This is a genomic window from Rhodococcus sp. WS3, from assembly GCF_003797085.1.
Lineage (GTDB): Bacteria > Actinomycetota > Actinomycetes > Mycobacteriales > Mycobacteriaceae > Rhodococcus_F > Rhodococcus_F globerula.
The window spans coordinates 1,061,489-1,085,238 of sequence record NZ_RKMA01000003.1 but is presented as its reverse complement, the minus strand read 5'-3'; the positions used below and the strand labels follow the sequence as shown (position 1 = coordinate 1,085,238).

Sequence of the window (23,750 nt, the reverse complement as noted above, 5' to 3'; positions counted from 1 at the left end):
CTGGCGCCGCACTGTGACCCACGCTACTGTTCAGATACTTAGCGATCGTTAATCAAGCGCCATGATTTCCGGAAGGACAACACATGACTGTCAATGGTGGCGAACTACTTGCCAGAGCCCTGGCCGAAGCTGGAACTACCGAGGTATTCACCCTGCACGGAGGGCATTTGGATGCTTTCCTCGTTGCCTGTCGGCGAAACGGCATTCGCCTCACCGACACCCGTCACGAAGCCACTGCCGGACATGCCGCCGACGCCTACGCGCGGGTGACCGGGACGTACGGCGTTTGTGTCGTCACGTCCGGTCCTGGCTTTACCAACGTCTACACCGCGCTGACAAATGCGCTCCTCGATCGCACCCCGACCATCTTCGTTGTGGGCGCTCCGCCGATGCGCGAGACCGAGACAAATCCGCTGCAAGGTGGGTTCGATCAGATAGCAGCGGCCACACCGGTGACCAAGTGGGCCTATCGCATCACCGACCCCGCACGCGTGCCCGAAATCGTTGCACTGGCTATTCGTAAGGCTACGACCGGAATTCCGGGTCCGGTGCTGCTCGAAGTTCCGATCGACGTGATGTTCGGCGAGGCCGACGAAAACGCCGTGAGATTCCCCGCGAACTACACAGTCGACGCCCGGCCCGGTCCAACTGCCTCGGCCGTCGAAGCCGCACTCGATGTTCTTGGCGAAGCGAACAATCCTGCGATAGTCATCGGCGGTGGTGTCACGTTCTCCCGCGCCGGCGAGGCTCTGGTGGCATTCGCGGAAGCAGTGGATGTACCCGTGTTCTACCCGGGAAAGTCGGATGGAGCGATACCCGCAAGTCATCGTCTCGCCGGCGGTGGACTGTTGGCGATCGGGTCTTTGCCTGCGCTCGGACAGCCCACTCCCGACGTAGTGCTGATAGTCGGAGCCCGGGCCGGAATGTTCACCGGCGGGCGCACCAGCTTGTTCCCTGGCGCGCGATTGATACAGATCGACGTCGACGCGTCCGAAATCGGACGTATGCAGGATGTCGAGGTTCCGATCCTCGCCGACTGCCGCGAGGCGCTCGTTGCGTTGAAAACTGCTGCTGATCAACGTCAATGGCCCGACTGGAGGACCTGGGTCGAGGCCGCCACCAGTGCGAAGCACGCACATCGTCATGGATTCACGGATGAGCAGACGCAGACCGGCAAGGCGCATCCGTACTTTGCGGCGCGCGCGATCGTAGAGGCTTGCCCTCCCGGCACGACCTTTGTCATGGACGGTGCCGAGGCGCCGTCATGGGGTGAATTCTTCACGACGACAGAACAAGTGGGTGGCGTTCTGCGCCTCGGATATCTCGGTTGTCTGGGAGTCGGGCCGGGATTTGCCATCGGCGCACATCGTGCGCGCCCGGAATCGCCCGTCGTGCTGATCACCGGCGACGGTGCTGCAGGATTCCACATCCAGGAATTCGACACCATGGCCCGTCACGGAATACCCGTTGTGACAGTGGTATTCAACAACGCAGTGTGGGGGATGTCGATCCATGGTCAGGAAGCTGTGTACGGGGATGAAGGTATCGTCGTCTCAGAGCTCGCGGACAGCGCATATGAGAAGGTTGCCGAGGCCTTCGGCGGGTACGGCGAGCGAGTGAAGGATGTTGCATCTATCGCCGACGCGATGAAGCGTGCATTCGACGCTGGGGTGCCCGCATGCATCAACGTCGAGGTGGATCCACACGTCGTCCACCCCATTACGACAATGATGCTCGGCGACGTCACCAGCACGGACGAAATCGTGGTCCCCTACTACGAGAACATTCCTCGCTGATGTCGACACGTGTTGCGGGGAAAGTGGCGGTCGTCATCGGCGGAGCATCCGGCATCGGTTGGGCAACAGCACAATTGCTGGCGTCAGAAGGTGCAACTGTCGTGATCGGAGACATCGATGTCGAAGGTGGACGGTCCCGCGCCGTCGAACTCGGCAGGGGAGCCGAAGCCGTGTGCGTCGATGTTGTCGACGAGGAATCGGTTCGCACGGTCTTCGAAGAAACTCGGGCGAGGCTCGGTCGGGTGGACATTGCGGTCAACTGCGCCGGCTTGAATCTGCCCGGATTCATCACCGAGTTGGACGCCGATACGTGGAGGCGCACGGTGGATATCTGCCTGACCGGTGGGTTCTTCGTCATCAAACATGCTGCCCGAGCGATGGAGGCCGGGGGAGCGATCGTCTCGATCACCTCTCTGAACGCACGCCAGGCTGCCGCAGGGTTTGCGGGATACTGCTCCGCCAAAGCAGGTCTCGCCATGCTCACCGAGGTTGCAGCGCTCGAGCTCGGTGAGCGCGGAATCAGGGTTAACGCCGTCTCACCCGGTCTGGTCGAGACACCCCTTGTCGAGGGGCTGACATCTGTCCCGGTCATCCAGGCAGATTTCACGGAGAACACCCCGCTCGGACGTAACGGGTCGCCGCGCGATGTTGCGGAAGCTGTGCTCTACCTGGCCTCCGACGCGTCGTCGTGGACAACGGGGGAGGTTCTCGACGTCAATGGCGGTGCGCATTTGCGTCGGTACCCCGATGTCATGAAACACCTCGGGGCCCTGTCGTAGCGGCAAGCTTCGAGGCTGCCCTGCCGCAATGAATCCGCTCCTTCGAACTGAGAAAGATCTACTCACATGATTACGGAGTACCGCCTCGCCGACGAGAGTCGTCGTCATGCTCTTGCTCGCCCCGACGCCCTTGCTCTGACTGGCCGTGATGGTTCGATCACTTTCGCGGAGTTGGACATTCGAACAAACAGGCTTGCGAATGTCCTGATCGCGCTCGGTTGTGGTCCGGGCTCTCGGGTGGCGGTCGTGGACAGAAGTTCCACGCAGGTAGTCGAGGCAGTGCTGGCCGCGGCGAAGATCGGGGCAGTGACCATCCCGGTGAATTGGCGATTGTCCGGTGCGGAGGCCGCCGAGGTGCTCGCCGATTCGGAAGCGCAAGTGTTGTTCTTTCACAGTGAATTCGACGGGGTGGTCTCCGCAGTCCGGGAATCCGGAGCGCCGATGCAGCGGTGGGTTCAGATCGACGGCACCGGCCCATTGGACTACGAAGCTCGATTGGCTGGTGCGAGCGCGGTGGATCCCGGTTGGCGTGGAGGCTCGGATGACGTTGTTCTGCAACTCTATACGTCCGGTACGACGGCAAAGCCCAAAGGCGTTCTCACGTCGAACCGGAACCTCGGGGCGTGCACACAGACCGGTGGCCCGTGGGGATTCGACGAATCATCCGTCAGCTTGTGTGCGATGCCGCTGTTTCACATCGGTGGATTGGGTTGGGTCCTCGTCGGTCTCGCGAACGGCGCGCACAACGTGATTCTGTCGGAGTTCACGCCGCCTGACCTGCTGGACGTGTTGGAGACCATGAGCATCACGAATACATTCCTGGTGCCTTCCGTGATCGGGATGATGGTCGAAGTACCGGGCGCGCGAGACCGAGATTTTGCAGCGCTCAGATCTATCGCCTACGGGTCCTCGCCGATCACACCGGCAGTGTTGAGGCGAGCTCTCGACACATTCGACACCCCGCTGTTTCAGGTCTACGGTTTGACCGAAACGCACGGAGCTGTAACACAACTCGATGCGGCCGACCATTCAGTTGACGGAGAGAGAGTCTCGCTGTTGCGGTCGGTGGGCAAGCCGTACCCCTGGGTGGAGTTGAAGGTTGTGGGCGCGGGAACATCCGAAGGAATGCTTGGAGAGTCGGTAGCACTTGGAGAGTCGGGGGAGATCTGCATCAGATCCGAGCAGACTACGCAGGGCTACTACGAACGTCCGACTGAGACGGCGGCTGCGATCGATGCAGACGGTTGGTTTCACACCGGCGATGTCGGACGGATCGACGACGATGGATACGTCTACATCACCGATCGGATCAAGGACATGATCATCTCCGGTGGCGAGAACGTGTACCCCGTCGAGGTCGAATCGGTGATCGCCGAATATCCCGGCGTTTCACAGGTTGCCGTTGTCGGAGTGGAGGATCCGGTCTGGGGTGAGGCAGTCAAGGCGGTGGTGGTCGCTGCTGCAGATCACGAACTCGATGCCACCGCGATACTCGCATTCACGCGAGCACGTCTCGCCGGATACAAGTGCCCGAAATCGATCGACGTCGTTGCTGAACTTCCACTTGGCGCTACCGGAAAGATACTCAAGCGCGAACTTCGAGCGCAGTACGCAGCACTGTGAGAACTAGCGAGTCCGCTTGCGGCGAGGCTTGTATCCCACCGTGTTCAGGGCGATCTCTGCGTATTTCTTGGCGACTTCCTCCGGGCTGAGTTCGCCTTCCGCGTGGTACCACCGCGGAATGGACTGACACATGGCGAGTAGTGCGCGAGTGGTCTCGGCTGTATCGGCGACAGAGAACACTCCTCGTTCGACGCCATCGCTGACGATGCCGAGGGCGAGTTCCTCGATGCCCTTGCGGACAACGCGGTATCGCTGCCGGTTCTCGGGGCTGAGGTACCGCACCTCACCTTCGAGGGCAGCCAGGCGCGATCGGGTTGTCATGCGCAGCACGATTGCTTCGACGACATTCGTGAGCTGTTCGCACGGGTCGTCACCGCCGTCGGCCGATGCGGTGTGTGCACGCGCGAGCACGTCGCCGGTCGAGATCTCCAAGAGCGCGAGGAGGATCCCTTCCTTGCTCTGATGGTGGTAGTACAGCGCAGGAATCGTGACACCGACGCGACGCGCGATGTCTCGCACGGAGGTGCCGTGGAAGCCGTTGTCGTAGAATCCTTCGAGGGCAGCTTGGAGGATGGGGCTCAGTTCGAGTGGCTCGATCCGTCGCCAACTGGCCTCGGTGGTGGCGATTTTCGCCGAATTCTTCGTGACCATGACTTCTCCATTAGCTATCGTTCGATAAGGCCTGGGGGGATCGTACGCTGCGGAGGTCCATGCTCCTTCGTGCGCCGGACTACGGACAAGGCGGTTGGTTTCCGCGACCAGGCCCTTCCCGATGTGTCGGAAAATCGCGGCGGGTGCACAATATTGAAATGCCGAATTCAAGTCCTAAGTCCGCCTGGAAGTCCCTCCGTGAGGGAAACGAGCGATTTGTGGGCGGCGAGTCCATCCATCCCAGCCAGGGAATCGCGGATCGCGCGAAGCTGGTCAACGAACAGCACCCCACCGCCGTGCTGTTCGGTTGTGGTGATTCACGTGTTGCCGCCGAGATCATCTTCGATCAGGGGTTGGGTGACATGTTCGTCGTCCGCACTGCAGGTCACGTGCTCGACGATTCCGTTCTCGGCTCCATCGAGTACGCCGTCCATGTTCTCAACGTGCCTCTCATCGTTGTGCTCGGGCACGACGGCTGTGGCGCCGTCAAAGCCACGCTCGACGCTCTCGACAAGGGCGCAGTGCCAGACGGTTTCATTCGCAGTGTGATCGAACGCGTTGCGCCGTCCATTCTCATGGGACGCAACGAAGGCCTGAAGACTGTCGACGAACTCGAGGGCCGGCACGTTGTCGAGACGGGCTCGCTCATCATGCAGCGGTCACGAATCATTGCCGACAAGGTGGCCAAGGGAGAGTGCGCGATCGCAGGTGTCACCTACACGCTGTCCGACGGACACATGCGCCTGCAGGGCGTAGTAGGCGAAATCGGCGAGTAGGCCGGGATAATCCCCGCAGTCCTTCGTCACACGGTGCCGACACGCCGTCTCAGCTGACCGTTTGTGAGCCTTTCGCCAACTACCGTTGAGACCGTGTTGGAACCGAATGGACCACTGCCCCCTCAGATCTACTGGCGTCGCCGGGCTCTGGCCATCGGTGCTGCCGTTATCGCCCTGGTGTTGCTGATCTGGGCGATTTCGGCACTGGTCGGTGGGGGAGACGATCCTGCCGAAGCAGATGCCGCGGCCGTGACTTCCTCACTGACGTCGGAGGTGTCGTTCACGCCGAACCCGTCAGGAAGCAACAGCTCCGGCGGCAACGGTGGCGGCGGCAGTGGTGATTCCGGTTCGAATGGTTCTGCGACGTCCGCTGCTGCGAGTTCGACAACCTCGGCGACCAGTGCGGCTCCGGTGCCTGCTGGGCAGTGCGCCGACTCGTCCCTCGCAGTCAAGGCAACCGCAGACAAGCCGACCTTCGCCGGTGGTGAGGAACCGACCTTCACGATTGTCATCACGAACATCGGTTCCGCCGCGTGTGACCGCGACCTGGCCGGCGGACTCCAGCAGGTGCTTGTCTACAGCATCGACGGTAAGAACCGACTGTGGTCCAACGTCGACTGCTACCCGCAGCCTGCTCCGGATGTGCGCAACCTCGAACCGGGTGAGCAGGCCGCCTTCAAGGTTGCCTGGTCTGCCACGACGTCGACTCCGGACTGCGCCACTTCGCAGAATCCGCAGCGCAATCCCGTGGGTCCCGGCGCGTACACCGTCGTCGGCCAGCTCGGTGCACTACGTAGCGGCGCGGAGCCGTTCAATATCGCCTAGTAGCGGCGCGGAGCCGTTCAATATCGCCTAGTTGAACGAACCGGTGATCGAAGATTCGGCGAGCCGTGACAGACCTTCGCGGATGTGACGAGCCCACAGCCCACCGATACCTTCGACTGACTGAAGGTCGGCCGCAGTAGCAGCCAACAGAGCTTGCAAGGTGCCGAATGATCCGACCAATCGGTGGATCTGATGGAACTGAAGCCGCGGTACCCGCATGAGAACCCGGTATCCGCGGGGTGTCATCGGGGTATCGAGGGCTTCGATCGTGCCCGGGTAACCGAGCACTCGGGCGAGTGTTGTCAGGTCGAGGAGATCGGCATCGGTGACACGGTCCAGGGCAGCGAGCACATTGTCCATCGCGGCGGTTCCGACCGGCTCGGGGCCGGCAAGGTAGTCGCGAACGATGAGCTGACGCGCAATGTCGTTGTCGCCGACCAGTTCTTCGAGCTGAAGGGCGAGTTGGCGACCGTCGGTGCCGAGTTCGAGGACGTCTTGTTCGATTTCTAGCGATACGCGTCGAACCATCTCGAGTCTCTGCACCACCGTCAATGCGTCGCGCAGAGTTACGAAGTCCTCGATCTCGACGACGGACAGTGATCTGGTGACCTCGTCGAGACGCGCCTTGTATCGCTCGAGTGTCGCAACGGCCTGATTTGCCCGGGAAAGGATCGTGGCGGAACCTTCGATGACGTGTCTGATGCCACCGACATAGACGCTCACGATCGACATCGACTGACTTACCGACACGACCGGGTATCCGGTCTGGATTGCCGTGCGTTCCGCCGCCCGGTGCCGAGTGCCGGATTCGACGGTCGGGATCTTGTGGTCCGGAACGAGTTGAACGTTTGCGCGGACGATGTGCGAGCCGTCCGTGGACAGCACCACGGCACCGTCCATCTTCGAGAGTTCCCGAAGGCGGGTGGGCGCGAACTCGACGTCGAGGTTGAAACCACCGTCGCAGAGCGCTTCGATCTCGTCGTCGTAACCGAGGACGATCAGGGCGCCGGTGCGACCTCGAAGAATGCGTTCGAGGCCGTCGCGCAGCGCGGTCCCGGGGGCCAATCTGGCGATGGTTTCTCTCAACGCCGGCGACGACTGGGGATCCGCCATCGCACTGATCATTGAGAAACTCCCTGCTGAGGTCGATGTCACTAAGTCCGGGTCCGATAGCTGGTACTGGCAGATCCTTCGATTAGATTACCTATCCGTGAGTAGCACCTGGACTTTGCCTGACGACCTGACCGTGCCCGTGCCCGTCGAATTCTTCCCGGCGGCGGGTGAGAAGTTGCCTCAGCACTGGTCGAAGTGCTTCGGTTGCGGCGACGATCAGCCGGCCGGGATGGCGATGAGTTTCAAGGCGGGCGAGGGCCTCGAAGTGACCGGACGCCTCGAAGTCGCGAAGAAGTACCAGGGTGGACCCGGAGTCATTCACGGCGGAATTCTGTCCACCGCTTTCGACGAGGTGCAGGGCGTGGCATGCATGGTCCTCGGCACTCCGGTGGTGACCGGTCACCTCGAGATCGACTTTGCTCGGCCGATCCCGCTTGGTTCGGTTCTCGAGTTTCGGGCTCGCGTCGAGGGCACTGTCCGCCGCAAGGTCTACACCAGCGCAGAAGCTGTCATCGTCGAAGGTCCGGCGGCTGATCCGGACGTCATTGTCGGAACGTCGCGCGGACTGTTCCTGACCATCACGGCCGAGCATTTTGCCAAGACCCAGGAATTTGTGGACGGCGTTCCGACCTCGCCGTTCGGCACCTCGTCCGTCTGATTGCCCTGCGCTGATCACCTCCGTCATTTGACGGGGGTGAGCTTGGGGCGAGGCGCGCCCTGCTTGCCACCGAGCAAACCGGCGTAGGTCAATGCTTCGGCGATGTTCGTCACTTCGTTGACTCGCATGCCGGGAATGTTCGGCCCCGAGTCGACCGGCACTATTGCGCTCGTGAATCCCAATCGGGCAGCTTCGATCAGTCGTCGGTTGACGCCGGCAACTCGGCGAACCTCACCGGCGAGTCCGACCTCGCCGAGGATCACCATTCCCTTGGGAACTGGCTTTCCCTTCACCGCGGACGTCACGGCGATGGCGAGGGCCAAATCGGCACCCGGTTCCGTCATTCGCATGCCGCCCACCGTTGCCGCGTAGACGTCGGCTTTGGCGATCGACACTCCGGCGCGTCGCTCGAGTACCGCCAGAACCATGGCGACGCGCGCGGTGTCCAGGCCGCTCACAGCGCGGCGGGGAGTGGGGAGTGGGGTAGGCGCCACTAATGCCTGTACTTCGCCGAGCAGCGGGCGTTTGCCGTCCATCATCACGGTGACAGCAGTGCCCTCCACCATCTCTTCCCGATGGTGGAGGAACAATCCGGACGGATCGCTGATTTCGTTGATGCCTTGTTCGGTGAGTTCGAAACAACCCACCTCGTCGGCTGCTCCGAATCGGTTCTTCACGCCGCGGACCATGCGAAGCGTGGAGTGTTTGTCTCCTTCGAAATGTAGGACAACGTCGACGAGATGCTCGAGCGACCGTGGGCCGGCCACGGCTCCGTCCTTGGTGACGTGGCCGATAAGGAGTACAGGGATTCCGCTGGACTTCGCCAACGACGTGAGCGCGCTGGTGACCGCTTTGACCTGTGTGACGCCACCGACAACGCCGTCGACGTCGGCCGCGAGCATGGTCTGCACGGAGTCGACGATCACCAGGGTGGGTTTGACCTGCTCGACGTGGCCGAGGATGGTCGCGAGATCATTTTCCGCGGCCAGATACATCCGTTCGTGGACGGAATTGGTGCGATCGGCCCGGAGCCTGACCTGCCCGGCCGACTCCTCTCCGGTGACGTACAGCGCGCGGTCTTGCGGACTCCGCATCGCCCACCGGTAGACGACCTCGAGCAGCAGCGTGGATTTGCCGACGCCAGGTTCCCCGGCGAGCAGGACGACCGACCCGGGAACGACACCACCGCCGAGAACTCGATCGAGTTCACCGATCCCGGTGGGCTTGGCCTTGGTGCTCTGGCTGTCGATCTGGGTGAGCGGAGTGGCGGGTGTGGTGGGCAGGACAGCGGCCGATCCGGCCTTGGCGAGCGATGCTCCCGCGCGACTGGCGACCGGAGCGACGACGGACACTTCGGACATGGAGCCCCACGTGTCGCACTCGGGGCAGCGACCGACCCATTTGGGCACGACGGATTTGCATTCGGAGCACCGGTAGTTCGATTTCGCTTTGGCCACCGGAACAGACTAGAGGCGAGGTCCGACATGGACCCCGCCTCTAGTGTGGCAATTCGTGACCTTGGCGAAACGCAGTGTCCGCCTGAGGTTTACAAGCTCAGTGTCCTGAGCCCTCGACCGGTGACTTCTCGGATACGTCACGCTCGAGTTGTGGGCCCGCATCGACAGGAACCTGAACCGTGACGGGGCCGGCCTTCTCGAAGGTGAAGGTGATCGGGATGGTCAGGCCCGGGCGAACGCCGGCCTTGATGTCTTCGAGGACCACGAGCACGAGCGCTGCGGGAGCGTCTGTGTTCTGGTCCTTGTTCTCGATCTGCTTCTCGGCTTCGGCCTCAGCGGACTCGCCTGCGGGAAGCTCTCCGGCCTGCAGGGATGTCTGCGGCTTGAGCACCAATCCGGCGACCTCTTCACCGGCGACAACGCTTGCAGCGTAGTCAGTGGTGATGCTCACCAGCTTGTCGGTCGTCTCCGTGCTCTCGTTCACGATCGTGAAGGCCAGCACGGCCTTTCCGCCGGGTTCGATGCTGTATTCCTCGGACGAGGGGTAAGCGATATGCACGTTGCGCAGGGCGATGTCACCAACGGTGGCACTGTTGCCGTTCACGGCGGCCTGCTGGACGGCAGTCTGGCTCACCTGTCCCGAGCCGCATGCGGACAGCGCGATGGCTGCGCCTGCAGCCAGTGCAATGGCGGTAGCGACTCGGCGAGTCGGCTTGCGGATAGCAGTCACGGTTTGTCCTCCAGGGCGTCAGGTTCGCACTCCACTAGGCAGAGTAGTAGTCAGCTCTCGCGGGCCGGTCGCTGGGTAGCCACAACGGTTGTCCGCGTGGGCTTTCACGCCGCCGTGAACAGGCCGTCGACGCTGGTTGAATGCACGTCCAACAGGCACTGTCAACCCCTACGCTCAAGCAAGGATGCCCCTGACCTGCGCCGTTGATGCATGGCTGGTTCTTCGACGTGTTAAACTAGTGGAATCGAAAGGGGCACGGGACACATGATTTTCAAGGTCGGAGACACCGTCGTATACCCCCATCACGGTGCGGCGCTGATCGAAGCTATCGAAACCCGCACCATCAAGGGTGAGCAGAGGGAATATCTCGTTCTGAAGGTTGCTCAAGGCGATCTGACAGTTCGAGTTCCCGCAGACAACGCAGAATACGTCGGAGTTCGCGACGTCGTCGGCCAGGAAGGCCTCGACAAGGTTTTCCAGGTTCTGCGTGCACCGCACACCGAAGAGCCCACCAACTGGTCTCGTCGATACAAGGCGAACCTCGAGAAGCTTGCTTCAGGTGACGTGAACAAGGTCGCCGAGGTTGTTCGTGACTTGTGGCGTCGTGAGCAGGATCGTGGACTTTCTGCTGGTGAGAAGCGCATGCTTGCCAAGGCTCGTCAGATTCTCGTCGGGGAGCTCGCGCTCGCCGAGGGCACTGACAACGAAAAGGCCGAGATCATTCTCGACGAGGTCCTCGCGACCGCGTCCTGAATCAACACCACAACAAAGCTGACAGTGTCGGTAGTCGCACTGGTTCCTGCCGCAGGTCGGGGATTGCGCTTGGGTGAGCAAATACCCAAGGCATTCGTCGAACTCGGTGGGCGCACCATGCTTGCACGCGCGGTTGACGGGCTCCGGAAATCCGGAGCGGTCGACCGCGTTGTTGTGATTGTGCCGCCTGAACTTCTCGGATCAGTCAAGGCTGATCTCGGGCGTAGCGACGACGTCGACGTGGTTGCAGGTGGAGCAGAGCGCACGGATTCCGTGCGGGCCGGGCTCGAGGCGGCCGGAGACGCAGAGTTCGTACTCGTGCACGATGCTGCGCGAGCTTTGACTCCGCCGGCGATGATTGCGCGGGTTGTCGCAGAACTGAAGGCGGGTAGCGCTGCGGTCATTCCCGTGCTGCCGGTCACGGACACCATCAAGTCCGTCGATGTTGTCGGCATGGTTACCGGTACCCCGCTTCGCAGCGAACTTCGTGCGGTACAAACTCCCCAGGGCTTTTCCGCGCAGGTATTGCGCCAGGCCTACGATGCCGGTGATCTGGCGGCAACGGACGACGCGTCGTTGGTCGAGCGACTCGGCGTTTCCGTACAGACCATCGCCGGTGAAGCTCATGCCTTCAAGATCACGACGCCACTCGACCTGGTACTTGCCCGAGCACTTCTGGACGCGGATTCGTAAGGACGGAAACTAGATGCGGGTCGGTCTGGGGACGGATGTTCATCCCGTCGAGGTAGGACGGCCGTGTTGGATGGCCGGTTTGTTATTCGAGGATGCTGACGGCTGCTCCGGGCATTCCGACGGCGATGTTGCCGTTCACGCGTTGTGTGACGCTCTTCTCTCCGCGGCGGGATTGGGCGACCTCGGATCCGTCTTCGGTACCGGGAGGCCGGAATGGGACGGAGTGAGTGGCGTCCGGATGCTCGCCGAGGTTCGGCGGTTGCTCGAGGAAAACCAGTTCACGGTGGGCAATGCCGCAGTTCAGGTCATCGGGAATCGCCCCAAGATCGGTCCGCGTCGCGATGAGGCGCAGCGGGTCCTCTCCGAGGTTCTTGGTGCCCCGGTTTCGGTCTCCGCCACCACCACCGATGGACTCGGTTTGACCGGGCGCGGCGAGGGGATCGCCGCCATGGCCACCGCGTTGGTCATGACAACCGGCAACGACAGGTAAGATCGCTGGTCGTGACCCTGCGCCTATACGACACCGGTACGCGGGCCCTGCGGGATTTTGTTCCGTTGGTCCCCGGACATGCATCGGTGTACCTGTGTGGGGCGACAGTCCAGGGTGATCCTCACATCGGACACGTGCGTAGCGGCGTCGCATTCGACGTGCTGCGCCGGTGGTTGCTGGCGCACGACAACGACGTTGCATTCGTGCGCAATGTGACGGATATCGACGACAAGATATTGAACAAGGCTGCCGACGCCGGCCGTCCCTGGTGGGAGTGGGCCACGACGTTCGAGCGTTCCTTCACGTGGGCGTACGACCAGTTGGGTGTATTGCCGCCGTCGATCGAACCGCGGGCCACCGGTCACGTCACGCAGATGGTCACGATGATGGAGCGTCTCATCGCGAACGGTCATGCGTACGCCGCGGGCGGTGACGTCTACTTCGACGTGCAGAGCTACCCCGAATACGGCGCTCTCTCCGGGCACAAGCTCGACGACGTCCATCAGGGTGAGAGTGCTGCCGAGGGCAAGCGTGACCCGCGTGACTTCACGCTGTGGAAGACGGCCAAGCCTGGCGAACCCTCGTGGCCGACTCCGTGGGGACCCGGCCGTCCCGGTTGGCATCTCGAATGCTCGGCCATGGCGGAGTTCTATCTCGGCGCCGCATTCGATATTCACTGCGGTGGAAGGGATTTGGTCTTCCCTCATCACGAGAACGAGATTGCCCAGGCAAAATGCGTCGGCGACGATTTTGCTCAGTACTGGCTGCACAACGGCTGGGTCACGATGAGTGGCGAGAAGATGTCCAAGTCGCTCGGCAATGTGCTGTCGGTGCCGAATGTCTTGAAAAAGGTTCGCCCGCAAGAACTTAGGTACTACCTCGGTAGTGCTCACTACCGTTCGAATCTCGAGTACTCGGACGAAGCCCTCGAAGAGAGTGCCAAGTCGTACCAAGGACTCGAGGCGTTTGTCCTGCGTACGCACAAGCGCGCAGGTGGCGTCGAACTCGGGACGTGGACAGAAGGTTTCGCGGAAGCGCTCGACAACGACTTGTCGGTCCCGATCGCGTTGGCCGAGATTCACGGCAAGGCGAGTGCGGGCAATACCGCGCTCGCAGCGGGAGACCTGGGCGCGGCGCGCGTGGCGGCAGGTCAGGTGCGAGCGATGCTCGCCATCCTGGGCGTCGACCCCCTCGACGCGCATTGGTCGCAGTCCGGTGGCGACACCGAGGCGGCAATGGAAGCTTTGGACGTGTTGGTGCGCGCCGATCTCGATCGGCGGCAGCAGGCACGGACGGAAAAGAACTGGGCGGTGGCGGATGAAGTCCGTGATCGCCTCATCAAGGCGGGTATCGAAGTAACCGATACTCCCGACGGACCCGAATGGTCCCTGAAGGCAGGGCAGTAACAATGGCTGGAAACTCGAGCAGGCGCGGCGCAGTCCGTAAGGGCGGCACCAAGAAGGGCCAGGTTGCCGGTTCCGGCGGTAAGCACCGTCGCGGTCTCGAAGGGCGTGGCGCTACGCCACCCGCCGAGGCACGCACCAAGCATCCCGCGGCGAAGCGTGCAGCGCGCGCCGCACGGGCCGACGAGAAGCAGGGTCGTGGTGGCCGTCCGGGTCCGGGCCGCAAGGTTCTCGACGGTCCCGAGACAGTGCTCGGACGTAACCCGGTGGTCGAGTGCCTGCGCGCCGGCGTTCCGGCGACGGCGCTGTGGGTTGCCGTCGGCACCGAGAGCGACGATCGCCTGAAGGAATCCGTTCAGCTTGCCGCTGATGCCGGAATCTCCATTCTCGAAGTACCGCGCACCGATCTGGATCGCCTGAGTGCCAACGGTCTTCACCAGGGCATCGCGCTGCAGGTTCCGCCGTACCGCTACGCACATCCGGACGATCTCCTGTCCGAGGCGCGTAAGCACGCCGAGCCGCCGTTGCTCGTCGCGCTGGACAACATCACCGACCCCCGCAACCTGGGCGCCGTCGTGCGCTCGGTCGCGGCTTTCGGTGGCCACGGCGTCGTGATTCCGGAGCGTCGTAGTGCCAGTGTCAGTGCCGTCGCTTGGCGTACCAGCGCCGGTGCTGCTGCTCGTCTGCCGATTGCTCGCGCCACCAACCTCACTCGCACGCTCAAGGACTGGGCGTCCAAGGGTGTACAGGTTGTGGGCCTCGACGCCGGTGGCGACACCACTCTCGACGATTTCGACGGCAGCGGTCCAGTGGTGATCGTGGTCGGTTCGGAGGGCAAGGGACTCTCACGTCTCGTCCGCGAGAACTGTGACGCGATTCTGTCCATCCCCATGGCTGGACCGGTCGAGTCGCTCAACGCTTCGGTTGCTGCCGGAGTTGTGTTGGCCGACATCGCGCGTCGTCGCCGTAGCAGCTAGGGCCTTCGGCCCGGTGCGCGTTTCCGGTAGTGGGAACGACCAGAAACGCGCACGGGGGGCTTAGCCGAATTCGATTGACGTGTTGATTTCCTCGACCTGGTCGGAGAGCGCCATGTCTTCCTTATCGGTGAACTGATTCGCGAAGCTCACCAGGTACACGGGAGACGATTCGTCAGCCTGGTAGGCGATGACGGTCATGACCGCCAACAGGGGAACGTCAACGTTCGGCGGCGACCAGGTTCCGGCGATGCGGATCGCCTTCTGTCCGTCGATGTCGAGGTCGACCTTGTTCACCTCGGTCCATCCGTTGAGCATGCCGAGCGACGCCTGGGCGCCGGCAAGAACGTCGTCGGGGCTTGCGGTGCCCTGGCTTTCCACCGTCAATGTCGTGTTCGGCATGAAGCCGTTTGCATCGGCCTGGTTGCTGGACAGGATGTCCGTGACGCTTCCGGTGGTGACTTTCTGGGTCTGCGACCATCCGTCCGGAAGGCTGACGCTGATGGCCGGTGCGTCGGCGTCGGTGCCGGAGTTGAGGGTGACACGTTCGCCGCTGAAGCTGATGCTGTCATCCGACGTTGTTGCCGCGGCGGCCGAGGTAGTTGCGGAGGTCGCTACCGAGGTGGCCTCCGAGACAGCCTCGCCGTCGTCGGAGCTGCTGCATCCCGAGAGAACAAGTGCTGCGGTGATCAAACTGGCTGCGCTCAGAGCGATTGTGCTGCTCTTCATACTCATATGTCAGTTTCCTTCGGCTTATTCACGACGGCCGTGCGCCGACGCCAGCAGTGGCTGAGACTATCAGCGCCGCCTACGCCACCCGGAAGGTAACCGAACTTCCCGGTCTCATTTGCGCCAGCGTGGCGATTCCGGGGTCGGTGACCACTGCGATCACCGGATACCCGCCGGTTACGGGATGATCAGCCAGGAATATCACGGGGTGACCGTTCGGGGGCACTTGAACCGAGCCGGAGACGACGCCTTCGCTGGGCAATTCGCACGTACGTGAGCGATGCAGCGGTCCGGGGCCGCGTAGCCGAACGCCGACTCGATCGGTGTCTTCGGTGACGGTCCAGGCGTGGTGCAGCAATGCGTGGACGGAGGCGGGTGTGAACCAGTCGTCGCGCGGTCCGAGGGTGATGCCGAGCGGAACGGGGCATGGGGTGGGCGCCGGCGGTGGGATGAAATCCTCGATCGGCCACTCGGCTTCGCCAACTCCGACGAGCAGGTGATCGCCCGCGCGGACGGGCGCTGGGCCGAGTTCGGCGAGTGTGTCGGTGGAGCGAGAGCCGAGAGTTTCCGGGACGTCGATGCCGCCGCGGACAGCGAGATATGTGCGCAGTCCGGTTGTGCTGTAGCCGATTTCGAGGAGGTCGTCGCCATCGAGTCGGAGGGTCGAGTAGTCGGCAACGGGACGTGCGTTGACTGTCACCGGTGCCCTCGCGCCGGTGACTGCAACGGTCAGCGGCCCGACGGCCTGTGCGGCGAATCCACCTGTCGTGATTTCGAGCGTGGCGGCATGAGGTGCGTTTCCTACCAGCCTGTTTGCCGCGTCGTGGGAGATCAGATCAACCGCGCCGGAGCGGCCGACGCCGCTGGCCGCGCAACCTACCCGTCCATGGTCCTGGACGGTGGTCAACGGGCCGGGGCGAACGACATCGAGCCATGCCATGAAGCCATTGTCCCTCAGCGAGGAGTGCGGGCGCAGGAATCAGGTGAAGGGCGTGATCGTCACGTCGGACGCGGTGAGCAGTCTCCGGATTTCGGTGGCCATGTCGACGGCGGCCGGGGTATCACCGTGGACGCACACCGAGTCGGCGCGGACCGTCACGCGGCTGCCGTCAATGGCGTCTACGACGCCCTCGAGCACTATCCGGCGCACGCGTTCGGCAATGGCAAGAGGGTTGTGAAGCACTGCCCCTGGCTGGTTTCGGGGCACCAACGTCCCCTCCGGCGTGTACGCGCGGTCGGCAAAGGCCTCGGTCACAACTGTCAGACCGGCCGCTTCCGCTTCGGCCAGGAACACCGAACCCGGGAGCCCGAGAACGGGGAGGGACGCGTCGTAGCTACGAACGGCGTCGACAACGGCGCGCGCTTGTTCACGGTGATGCACTATCGCGTTGTAGAGCGCGCCGTGAGGTTTGACGTACGTGACGCGGGAGCCGGCGACACGGGCCAGTCCGTCGAGTGCCCCTATTTGATAAATGACATCGGCCGCGAGATCGGTGGGTGAGACGTCGATGAAGCGTCGGCCGAATCCCGAAAGATCGTTGTATCCGACCTGCGCGCCGATCCGTACGTTCTGCGCCACAGCGGAGCGGCAGGTCGCCAACAGTGTGGTCGGGTCACCGGCGTGAAACCCGCACGCGATATTGGCGCTGGTGACCACGGTCAGCATGGCGTTGTCGTCACCGAGCGTCCAGGCGCCGTATCCCTCGCCGAGGTCGCTGTTGAGGTCGACGCGGATCGTCATGCGTGCGCCGGAATCCGTCCGGCATTCTTGCGTCGCGCAGAACCGGTGAGGCGGCACACCAGGTAGATGACAAACGACACCGTGGTGACAAAGCTGGACACCGGAACTCCGGGTGCGAGGGAGAGCAGGATGCCGCCGACAGCGGCGAGTTCTGCGAAGACCACGGACAAGATGGTGGCCTTGAGCGGGCTCGCGGTGACGTAGGCGGCCGCAGCGGCGGGCGTGATGAGCAACGACATCACCAGCAGCGCGCCCACGATCTGCACACCCAGAGCGGCCGTGATGCCGACCAGAACCGCAAAGACGATGGACAGCGCGCGTACCGGAACACCGCGTGCCGCAGCCACTTCGGGATCGGTGCTGGCGAACAGCAAGGGGCGGTAGATGAATCCCAGCGTGCCGATCACGATGACTGCGCACAGAAGAAGCAGTTCGAGTCCGCTGTTGCCAGGTGCCACGATCTGACCGACCAACAACGAGAAGCTGGTTCCGGTGCGGCCGTCGTACGCCCAGAGGAACAGCACCGACAGTCCGAGCCCGAAGGCCATGATCACGCCGATCACCGAATCGCGGTCTCGCGCTTTGGCTCCCAGTAGTCCGAAGAGAACTGCCGCGACCACCGAACCCACAATTGCTCCGGCGCCGACACTCACTCCGACCAGCAGGGCGGCCGACGCGCCGGTCAGCGACAGTTCACTGGTTCCGTGAACGGAGAACGACATCTGCCGGCTCACGATCAGCGGGCCGATGATGCCGGCCAACAATCCGAGGATCGCGCCGGCAATCAATGCCTGCTGGACGAAGTCGTACTGCAGAAGGTCGACAGTGGCGGACACGTCGAACATCCGCGACATCGCATCGGTGAATTTGTTGCTCACGCGTGATCCTCATCGCTGTGGTGGACGCCTTCGCCCGGACGCAGGCCGCCCGCGCTGCCGAGAGCGTCGATGGCGTCGCCGGTGCCGACGACAACCAGGCGGCCACGAACCTGCAGTACCTCGACGTCGGTGTTGTACAGATCCGAGAGAACCTCGGACGTCATCACCTCGGCCGGCGTTCCGATGCGGAACTTGCCGTCGACGAGATACAGCACCCGATCGACCAGCGGAAGGATCGGATTGATCTCGTGGGTCACGAACAGTACGGCCGTGTTGTGGGTGCGTCGACGCTTGTCGATCAACGTGGACACCAGATGCTGGTTGGCGAGGTCGAGGCTGAGCAGCGGTTCGTCGCACAGCAGAATCTTCGGATCGCCGACCAGTGCCTGCGCAATACGCAATCTCTGTTGCTCACCGCCGGACATGGATCCGATGGGGGCGTCCGCGAACGCTTCGGCGCTGACCTGCGCGATGGCGTTGTCGACAATCGCGCGCCGACGCCCCCGCCGAAGCAGGCCGGTGCCCCACTGATGTCCGTCGACCCCGAGACCGACAAGGTCGCGCCCGCGCAGCGGAAGTCCGTCGTCGATGGATTTCTGCTGCGGGATGTACCCGACGTGCGAGTTTCCGGCGCGGGCCGGGGTTCCGGCGATTTCTGCGCTGCCGCCGCTGAGTTGTAGCTGCCCCAGCAGAATCTTCAGAAGTGAGGTCTTGCCGGAGCCGTTAGGGCCGAGCACTGCGATGAACTCGCCGGGCTGAACCTCGAGGTCGAGGCCGTCCCAGAGGGTGCGGGCGCCGAAGGACAATCGGGCGTCTTTCAGGGCGACTGCTGGCACGGCGTTTGTTGCCGGCGCCGTTGGATTCGCGGAGGTTTCTGTCACAAGCCGATCGGTTCTTCTCGGAATTGAGTGGGCAAGAAATTACTGGGCAGAGAGGGCGTTGGCTAGCGACTCCGCGGTCTGCGTCTGCCACTGAATGTAGTCCAGGCCTTCGGGGAGAGTCTCCGTAACCTCGACGACGGGCACGCCTGCTTTCTCGGCGGTGGAGCGCATGTCCTGCGTCACTTTGTCCTGCGTCTGAGTGTTGTAGACGAGGGCCCTTGCAGCCTTGTCCGACAGCAATTGGCGCGTTGCGGCGATCGCGGCCGGTGACGGATCGTTGCCGTCTTCGATCGCGCTGGTGAATTCCTCGGGGGTTGCGTCCTTCAGCTCGGCGGCAACCAACAGGTAGTGCGCGATGGGTTCGGTCTGCGCGACCGACTCGCCGCCGTGGGCAGCGGCAATCGAATCGGTGACGGCGGTGATGCCGGCCAGTTTCTGGCTGTATGCCTGTGCGTTTGCCTCGTACGTCGACGCATTGTCGGGGTCGAGTGCACTGAGTTGGTCGGCGACGGAGTGGGCCACTGCGTCGACGGTGGGGATGTCGAACCAGACGTGCTCGTTGACGGCGCCGTGCGTGTGACCGTCGTGCGATTCTCCCGAGGTCTCGCCTGCGTGGATTCCACCGTCGAGCAGGTCGTACGCGTTGACGGTCTTCTGGTCGCCCTTGCCTGCGTCGAGGATGTCGGTGACAAATTGGTCGTAGCCACCACCGTTGTAGACGACAAGGGAGGCGTCGGTGATCTTGGCAGCCTGAGCCGGGGTGGCTTCGAAGGAATGCGGATCCGCGGACGGCTCGTCGATGATGGAGGTGACGGTGAGAACGTCACCTGCGACGGCCTGCGCAACATTGCCCCACACGTTTGTGGAGGCGACGACGGAGATGCCATCGTCCCCGGTCTTTTCGGAGCCGCAGGCCGTCAGTGCCATGGCCGCTGCGACCGAGATGGTGGCGAGGGCGGCGATGCGGATTTTGGACGACGAGCGCACGAATTTTCTCCTGAACGAAGGGTGGGCTAAATGCTATTGGAAACCGTTACCGTTACACATTAGCGCATAGTCGCTGGTAGGTCATGTTCGGTTCAGCCCCGTCGTGCCGACTTTGAGGGGTACCGATAACGTCCGTCTATGCCCCGGTCCCGTCAGCCACGCCGTCAAGCCACTTTGGCGTCGCTCGCCGCCGAGCTCAATGTGTCGAGAACAACAGTCTCGAACGCGTACAACCGACCCGATCAGCTCTCCGTCGAGCTTCGGGATCGAGTGCTCCAAGCGGCCAAGCGACGCGGATATCCCGGACCCGATCCGGTCGCCCGTTCCCTACGTACCCGTAAAGCCGGTGCCGTGGGACTTCTCCTCACCGAAGCGCTCAGTTACAGCTTCCGTGACCCGGCTGCCATGAGCTTCCTGGCAGGCCTCTCGGAATCCTGCGAGGAAGCTGGGCAGGGGTTGCTCCTGATTCCTGCCGGACCAGGGCGAGACGACGTGGATGCCGCCGCGGTCGTGCAGCAAGCCGGCGTCGACGGTTTTGTCGTCTATTCGGTTGCCGACGACGACCCGTATCTTGCCGCCGTCCTCGAACGTCACATCCCGATCGTGGTGTGCGATCAGCCGCGCGAGATTCCCGGAGCGTCTCTCGTGGGCATCGATGACCGCGCTGCCATGCGCAAGGTTGCCGATTACCTCATCGGTCTGGGCCACACCGAGATCGGTGTGCTTTGCATGCGGCTGGGGCGAGACCGGATGGATGGTGTTGTCAGTCAGGAGCGCCTGAAGTCGCCGCATTTCCACGTTCAGCGTGAGCGGATCGAGGGAGTGCGCGACGCGATGTCGACGGCGCAGATTGATCCGTTTTCTCTGACTGTGATCGAGCGGTACGTCCACACCACGCAGTCCGGGCACTCCGCGGCGGCGGAAGCGCTCGCGACGAATCCGAAGATCACGGCATTGATCTGCACTACCGACGTACTTGCCCTCGGCGCTTTGGACTGGGCGCGCTGGCAGGGCATCGACGTGCCTGGTCAATTGTCGATCACCGGATTCGACGGCGTGGGCGAGGCGCTTCGTGAATCGCTGACCACCGTGCGCCAGCCTCAGGAGGAGAAGGGCCGGCGCGCGGGTGCACTGCTGATGTCACCGTCCGGCTCCGGTGTGCCGATCATCGAGATGCTCGAGACGGAACTACTGGTCGGCCGTACGTCGGGTCAGGCCAAGATCTGAGCGGGTAAGTCCAAGAGCTGAGCGCAGCGTAGTAGGCCGAGATGGCTGTAAGCCTGGGGATGGTTGCCAAGTGACCGTTCTGCGACCGGGTCGTACTCTTCCGCGAGAAGACCGGTAGGACCTGCTGCTGCGACCAGTTGGTCGAACAGCGCCTCTGCTTGCAGGCGTTGTCCGATCAGCAGGTACGCCTCGACCAACCAGGCCGCGCAGAGGTGGAATCCACCCTCGATGCCGGGCAGGCCGTCGTCGTGGTGATAGCGGTACACCGTTGAACCGCTACGCAATTCGGCTTCGGTGGCGACTACCGTCGCGGCAAATCGCGGGTCCTCCGGATCGATCAGCCCGGACAGTCCGATGTGCAGGGTTGCGGCGTCGAGATCTACGCCGTCGTATGCGGCGGTGTACGACTGGACGTCGTCCTTCCATCCCTTGTGGCGCACCTCGTCGGCAATCTGATCGCGCAATTCGGCCCACTCGGGCAGTGCCGTTCGGCCGAAGCGGTCGGCCAGTTTCACTGCGCGGTCGACGGTCACCCACCCCATCACCTTGGAGTAGACGTGATGGCGCGGGTTGTCGCGGATCTCCCAGATGCCGTGATCAGGTTCGAACCACCGTCGTTGCACGGCTTCGACCATTGCGCCTACTAGTTCCCAGTCGCGATCGCTCAAAGGCTCGGCAGCTCCGGCCTTTTCGCGGGCATCGGCAAGGTGGACGATCAGTTCGACGATGGGGCCGAAGACGTCGAGTTGGACTTGCTGATTGGCAGCGTTGCCAACCCGCACCGGGCGGGAGCCGGCGTACCCGGGCAGGGAGTCGATGACGGCCTCAGGCGGCAGTGACGTGCCGTTCAGCGTGTACAGCGGGTGTAGACGCTCGGGGCCCGGCAATGTTTCGAGGACACGGTGGACCCAGTCGAGGTACTCCTCGGCTTCGTGCGTCGACCCGACACTTACGAGAGCTGTTGCGGTGAGCGCGGCGTCACGCAACCAGCAGTAGCGGTAGTCCCAGTTTCGGACGCCGCCGATCTCTTCAGGCAGTGACGTGGTCGCCGCAGCCATGATGGAGCCTGAGTCGGCGTGGACGAGTCCACGCAGTGTGAGAGCGGAGCGTTTCATCAAGTCCGGCTTGAGTTTCGGCAGCTCGAGGGTTTTAGCCCAATCGGACCAGTAACTTTCCGACCTGGCGCGCCGGTCTGCTTCGGGCGCCGGTGACGGGTCCATATCTGTTGTGCCGCAGCGCAGTTCGAGAACGATATCGCCGGCTGACGGCGTGACGATTGCATGGGCGGTCTGCTGGTTGCCGTCGGTGGCGATATTCCACTGCACACCGGGGGATCGCAGCACGTACGGTTCGTTGGTGCCCAGGACGCGGATGCCGTCCTCCACGATCTCGAGGGTGACTTGAGCTTGGCCGAACTCCGGGCGCGGTGCAAACGAGACCACAGCGTCGGCTCTACCGGAGATGATGCGGGTGAAGTCGGTTCGGCCCTGTTGCACGTCGTGGGGGAGGTAGTCGGTGACAGACAGGCTGGCCCACCGAGTTTGAACGGTCATGGTGCCGTCGAGGTACTTCTGGCTCAGCGGTAGCGCAGTCCGCCGTGGCCCGACGCTGAAGTGCCCGGCGGCGGTCCCGCCGAGCAGGTGGGCGAATACCGCTGCGGAGTCGGGTTCGGGGTGACACAACCACGTCAGGGTGGCGTCGGGCGTCACGAGGGCAACCGTGCGGGGGCTGGCAAGCATGGACAGGCGCTCGATGGGCGGCGCGTCTGCACCTGAAAGCCACGTGCGGCGCTCTTCGAGCAGAAACGCCAACGCGGCCGCGACGTCCTCGGTGCTGTCGACGCGGAAGGCGGCCATGGTGTCGCCCGGGCCGACCTTGACGCCGATGTCCGGGCCGGACAGCCTGGCGAACGCCTTTTCATCGGTGACGTCGTCGCCGATGAACACGGCAGCGGTTGCGCCGTCCTGGTGCCGGATGAGATCAAGCGCTTGGCCTTTGTCGGTGGCGATGACAGCCAGTTCTACGACGGACTTGCCTTCCGTGACCTGCACCCCCGGCCAGAGCGCGGATTCCGTTCGCACCGCGATCAGGGCTTTTTCGGCGTCGTCTTCGGGGGAGTTTCGAACGTGTAGAGCGATGCTGGCAGGTTTCTTCTCGACGGTCGCACCGGGAGTGCGGGACGCGATCCGGGTCAGTTCGGTGCTGATCTCGCCGAGCAGTTTCTTGGCGTCGGCGTCGATGGCGTGAACAAATCCGATGTCGAATTCGGAGCCGTGACTACCGACCAGCTGTACTTCGGCGGGGAGTCGGGAGAGCGCGGCGAGGTCTTTGAGGGCACGTCCCGAGATGACGGCCGCTGTCGTGGAAGCCAGGCTGGCGAGCGAGCGAAGGGCGCGGACCGATTCCGCGCGTGGATACGCCTTCTCCGGATCCGCGACGATGGGCGCCATGGTCCCGTCGTAATCGGAGGCAACCAGCAACCGTGGCGTCTGCGCCACGGCTGAGAGGGCTCGACGGAGTTCGATGGGGAGATCCTGTGCGCTCACCTCTTCAAATCTAGGTGATTGCGAGCGTCCTGGCTCGGTA

General features: G+C 63.2%; 23 protein-coding genes. 12 read left to right on the top strand and 11 right to left on the bottom strand.

Annotated features, from left to right (window positions below; translation table 11 throughout):
* Nucleotides 1–83: 83 nt before the first annotated feature.
* From EEB13_RS26255 to EEB13_RS26245, 3 genes are all read left to right on the top strand, one after another.
* Nucleotides 84–1,796 carry a thiamine pyrophosphate-binding protein gene (locus EEB13_RS26255; RefSeq protein WP_045068385.1) on the top strand — a complete coding sequence of 571 codons (1,713 nt, stop codon included), beginning with the start codon at nucleotides 84–86 and terminating at the stop codon, nucleotides 1,794–1,796.
* Nucleotides 1,796–2,575: an SDR family NAD(P)-dependent oxidoreductase gene (locus EEB13_RS26250; RefSeq protein WP_033236369.1), complete on the top strand. Its 780-nt coding sequence runs from the start codon at nucleotides 1,796–1,798 to the stop codon at nucleotides 2,573–2,575. The genes EEB13_RS26255 and EEB13_RS26250 overlap by 1 nt, the downstream gene beginning before the upstream one ends.
* Before the next feature lie 66 nt (nucleotides 2,576–2,641).
* A complete protein-coding gene (locus tag EEB13_RS26245; protein WP_141486565.1) occupies nucleotides 2,642–4,198 on the top strand; it encodes a long-chain-fatty-acid--CoA ligase in 1,557 nt (518 codons plus the stop codon).
* Nucleotides 4,199–4,201: 3 nt separating this feature from the next.
* Here EEB13_RS26245 and EEB13_RS26240 read toward each other — a convergent pair whose 3' ends face one another.
* A complete protein-coding gene (locus EEB13_RS26240; RefSeq protein WP_141486564.1) occupies nucleotides 4,202–4,849 on the bottom strand; it encodes a TetR/AcrR family transcriptional regulator in 648 nt (215 codons plus the stop codon).
* Nucleotides 4,850–5,007: 158 nt separating this feature from the next.
* Here EEB13_RS26240 and EEB13_RS26235 point away from each other — a divergent pair, with 158 nt between their 5' ends.
* A complete protein-coding gene (locus EEB13_RS26235; RefSeq protein WP_033232570.1) occupies nucleotides 5,008–5,625 on the top strand; it encodes a carbonic anhydrase in 618 nt (205 codons plus the stop codon).
* A 93-nt stretch (nucleotides 5,626–5,718) separates the two neighbouring features.
* The gene (locus tag EEB13_RS26230) at nucleotides 5,719–6,450 is read left to right on the top strand and encodes a DUF4232 domain-containing protein (protein ID WP_045068394.1); all 732 of its coding nucleotides are present in this window, start codon (nucleotides 5,719–5,721) and stop codon (nucleotides 6,448–6,450) included.
* Between the two features lie 27 nt (nucleotides 6,451–6,477).
* Here EEB13_RS26230 and disA read toward each other — a convergent pair whose 3' ends face one another.
* Nucleotides 6,478–7,563, bottom strand: coding sequence for a DNA integrity scanning diadenylate cyclase DisA (disA, locus tag EEB13_RS26225; RefSeq protein ID WP_033232701.1), 1,086 nt, complete (start codon nucleotides 7,561–7,563; stop codon nucleotides 6,478–6,480).
* Between the two features lie 97 nt (nucleotides 7,564–7,660).
* Between disA and EEB13_RS26220 the strand changes: the two genes are divergently transcribed.
* Nucleotides 7,661–8,221 carry a PaaI family thioesterase gene (locus EEB13_RS26220; RefSeq protein ID WP_141486563.1) on the top strand — a complete coding sequence of 187 codons (561 nt, stop codon included), beginning with the start codon at nucleotides 7,661–7,663 and terminating at the stop codon, nucleotides 8,219–8,221.
* Nucleotides 8,222–8,244: 23 nt separating this feature from the next.
* Here the strand turns inward: EEB13_RS26220 and radA are convergent, their stop codons facing one another.
* Both radA and EEB13_RS26210 read right to left on the bottom strand, forming a co-directional pair.
* Nucleotides 8,245–9,678 (bottom strand): DNA repair protein RadA, encoded by a 1,434-nt coding sequence (gene radA, locus EEB13_RS26215; protein WP_033232563.1) that lies wholly within the window; start codon nucleotides 9,676–9,678, stop codon nucleotides 8,245–8,247.
* A 97-nt stretch (nucleotides 9,679–9,775) separates the two neighbouring features.
* Nucleotides 9,776–10,408 (bottom strand): LpqE protein, encoded by a 633-nt coding sequence (locus EEB13_RS26210; protein WP_033232562.1) that lies wholly within the window; start codon nucleotides 10,406–10,408, stop codon nucleotides 9,776–9,778.
* Nucleotides 10,409–10,672: 264 nt separating this feature from the next.
* On the opposite strand from EEB13_RS26210, the gene EEB13_RS26205 reads away from it, so the two are divergent.
* Genes EEB13_RS26205 through rlmB form a run of 5 tightly spaced genes read left to right on the top strand, consistent with a single transcriptional unit; the run spans nucleotide 10,673 to nucleotide 14,724 of the window.
* Entirely contained in the window at nucleotides 10,673–11,161 is a 489-nt protein-coding gene (locus EEB13_RS26205; protein ID WP_033232561.1) for a CarD family transcriptional regulator, read from the top strand.
* A gap of 24 nt (nucleotides 11,162–11,185) precedes the next feature.
* Nucleotides 11,186–11,854, top strand: coding sequence for a 2-C-methyl-D-erythritol 4-phosphate cytidylyltransferase (ispD, locus tag EEB13_RS26200; protein WP_116104129.1), 669 nt, complete (start codon nucleotides 11,186–11,188; stop codon nucleotides 11,852–11,854).
* A 13-nt stretch (nucleotides 11,855–11,867) separates the two neighbouring features.
* A complete protein-coding gene (gene ispF, locus EEB13_RS26195) occupies nucleotides 11,868–12,344 on the top strand; it encodes a 2-C-methyl-D-erythritol 2,4-cyclodiphosphate synthase (protein WP_095888172.1) in 477 nt (158 codons plus the stop codon).
* Nucleotides 12,345–12,355: 11 nt separating this feature from the next.
* Complete coding sequence (gene cysS / locus EEB13_RS26190; RefSeq protein ID WP_033232556.1) at nucleotides 12,356–13,750, top strand: cysteine--tRNA ligase; 1,395 nt, start codon at nucleotides 12,356–12,358, stop codon at nucleotides 13,748–13,750.
* A 2-nt stretch (nucleotides 13,751–13,752) separates the two neighbouring features.
* Nucleotides 13,753–14,724 (top strand): 23S rRNA (guanosine(2251)-2'-O)-methyltransferase RlmB, encoded by a 972-nt coding sequence (gene rlmB / locus EEB13_RS26185; RefSeq protein WP_033232555.1) that lies wholly within the window; start codon nucleotides 13,753–13,755, stop codon nucleotides 14,722–14,724.
* Between the two features lie 60 nt (nucleotides 14,725–14,784).
* On the opposite strand, the gene EEB13_RS26180 is transcribed toward rlmB, so the two are convergent.
* The 6 genes from EEB13_RS26180 to EEB13_RS26155 all read right to left on the bottom strand — a co-directional run bounded on the left by EEB13_RS26180 (nucleotide 14,785) and on the right by EEB13_RS26155 (nucleotide 19,937).
* Complete coding sequence (locus EEB13_RS26180; protein ID WP_033232551.1) at nucleotides 14,785–15,456, bottom strand: LpqN/LpqT family lipoprotein; 672 nt, start codon at nucleotides 15,454–15,456, stop codon at nucleotides 14,785–14,787.
* 73 nt (nucleotides 15,457–15,529) lie between these two features.
* On the bottom strand, nucleotides 15,530–16,390 hold the full coding sequence (locus tag EEB13_RS26175) for a biotin-dependent carboxyltransferase family protein (protein WP_141486562.1): 861 nt from the start codon (nucleotides 16,388–16,390) through the stop codon (nucleotides 15,530–15,532).
* A 39-nt stretch (nucleotides 16,391–16,429) separates the two neighbouring features.
* A complete protein-coding gene (locus tag EEB13_RS26170; protein WP_095888175.1) occupies nucleotides 16,430–17,191 on the bottom strand; it encodes a LamB/YcsF family protein in 762 nt (253 codons plus the stop codon).
* Complete coding sequence (locus tag EEB13_RS26165) at nucleotides 17,188–18,069, bottom strand: metal ABC transporter permease (protein ID WP_033232545.1); 882 nt, start codon at nucleotides 18,067–18,069, stop codon at nucleotides 17,188–17,190. Before EEB13_RS26165 ends, EEB13_RS26170 begins: the two co-directional genes overlap by 4 nt.
* Nucleotides 18,066–18,950 (bottom strand): metal ABC transporter ATP-binding protein, encoded by an 885-nt coding sequence (locus tag EEB13_RS26160; RefSeq protein WP_261984649.1) that lies wholly within the window; start codon nucleotides 18,948–18,950, stop codon nucleotides 18,066–18,068. The genes EEB13_RS26165 and EEB13_RS26160 overlap by 4 nt, the downstream gene beginning before the upstream one ends.
* 39 nt (nucleotides 18,951–18,989) lie before the next feature.
* On the bottom strand, nucleotides 18,990–19,937 hold the full coding sequence (locus tag EEB13_RS26155) for a metal ABC transporter solute-binding protein, Zn/Mn family (protein ID WP_033232543.1): 948 nt from the start codon (nucleotides 19,935–19,937) through the stop codon (nucleotides 18,990–18,992).
* 138 nt (nucleotides 19,938–20,075) lie between these two features.
* Between EEB13_RS26155 and EEB13_RS26150 the strand changes: the two genes are divergently transcribed.
* Nucleotides 20,076–21,164, top strand: coding sequence for a LacI family DNA-binding transcriptional regulator (locus tag EEB13_RS26150; RefSeq protein WP_033232541.1), 1,089 nt, complete (start codon nucleotides 20,076–20,078; stop codon nucleotides 21,162–21,164).
* Here EEB13_RS26150 and otsB read toward each other — a convergent pair.
* The gene (gene otsB, locus EEB13_RS26145; RefSeq protein ID WP_045068411.1) at nucleotides 21,149–23,710 is read right to left on the bottom strand and encodes a trehalose-phosphatase; all 2,562 of its coding nucleotides are present in this window, start codon (nucleotides 23,708–23,710) and stop codon (nucleotides 21,149–21,151) included. The two genes, EEB13_RS26150 and otsB, sit on opposite strands and share 16 nt — an antisense overlap.
* Nucleotides 23,711–23,750: the final 40 nt, after the last annotated feature.

Bases quoted from the DNA above. Each gene is read 5' to 3' on its own strand.
- EEB13_RS26255 (WP_045068385.1), top strand. From the start codon at position 84: ATGACTGTCAATGGTGGCGAACTACTTGCCAGAGCCCTGGCCGAAGCT.
- EEB13_RS26250 (WP_033236369.1), top strand. From the start codon at position 1,796: ATGTCGACACGTGTTGCGGGGAAAGTGGCGGTCGTCATCGGCGGAGCA.
- EEB13_RS26245 (WP_141486565.1), top strand. From the start codon at position 2,642: ATGATTACGGAGTACCGCCTCGCCGACGAGAGTCGTCGTCATGCTCTT.
- EEB13_RS26240 (WP_141486564.1), bottom strand. From the start codon at position 4,849: ATGGTCACGAAGAATTCGGCGAAAATCGCCACCACCGAGGCCAGTTGG.
- EEB13_RS26235 (WP_033232570.1), top strand. From the start codon at position 5,008: ATGCCGAATTCAAGTCCTAAGTCCGCCTGGAAGTCCCTCCGTGAGGGA.
- disA (WP_033232701.1), bottom strand. From the start codon at position 7,563: ATGGCGGATCCCCAGTCGTCGCCGGCGTTGAGAGAAACCATCGCCAGA.
- EEB13_RS26205 (WP_033232561.1), top strand. From the start codon at position 10,673: ATGATTTTCAAGGTCGGAGACACCGTCGTATACCCCCATCACGGTGCG.
- ispF (WP_095888172.1), top strand. From the start codon at position 11,868: ATGCGGGTCGGTCTGGGGACGGATGTTCATCCCGTCGAGGTAGGACGG.
- rlmB (WP_033232555.1), top strand. From the start codon at position 13,753: ATGGCTGGAAACTCGAGCAGGCGCGGCGCAGTCCGTAAGGGCGGCACC.
- EEB13_RS26180 (WP_033232551.1), bottom strand. From the start codon at position 15,456: ATGAGTATGAAGAGCAGCACAATCGCTCTGAGCGCAGCCAGTTTGATC.
- EEB13_RS26175 (WP_141486562.1), bottom strand. From the start codon at position 16,390: ATGGCATGGCTCGATGTCGTTCGCCCCGGCCCGTTGACCACCGTCCAG.
- EEB13_RS26170 (WP_095888175.1), bottom strand. From the start codon at position 17,191: ATGACGATCCGCGTCGACCTCAACAGCGACCTCGGCGAGGGATACGGC.
- EEB13_RS26150 (WP_033232541.1), top strand. From the start codon at position 20,076: ATGCCCCGGTCCCGTCAGCCACGCCGTCAAGCCACTTTGGCGTCGCTC.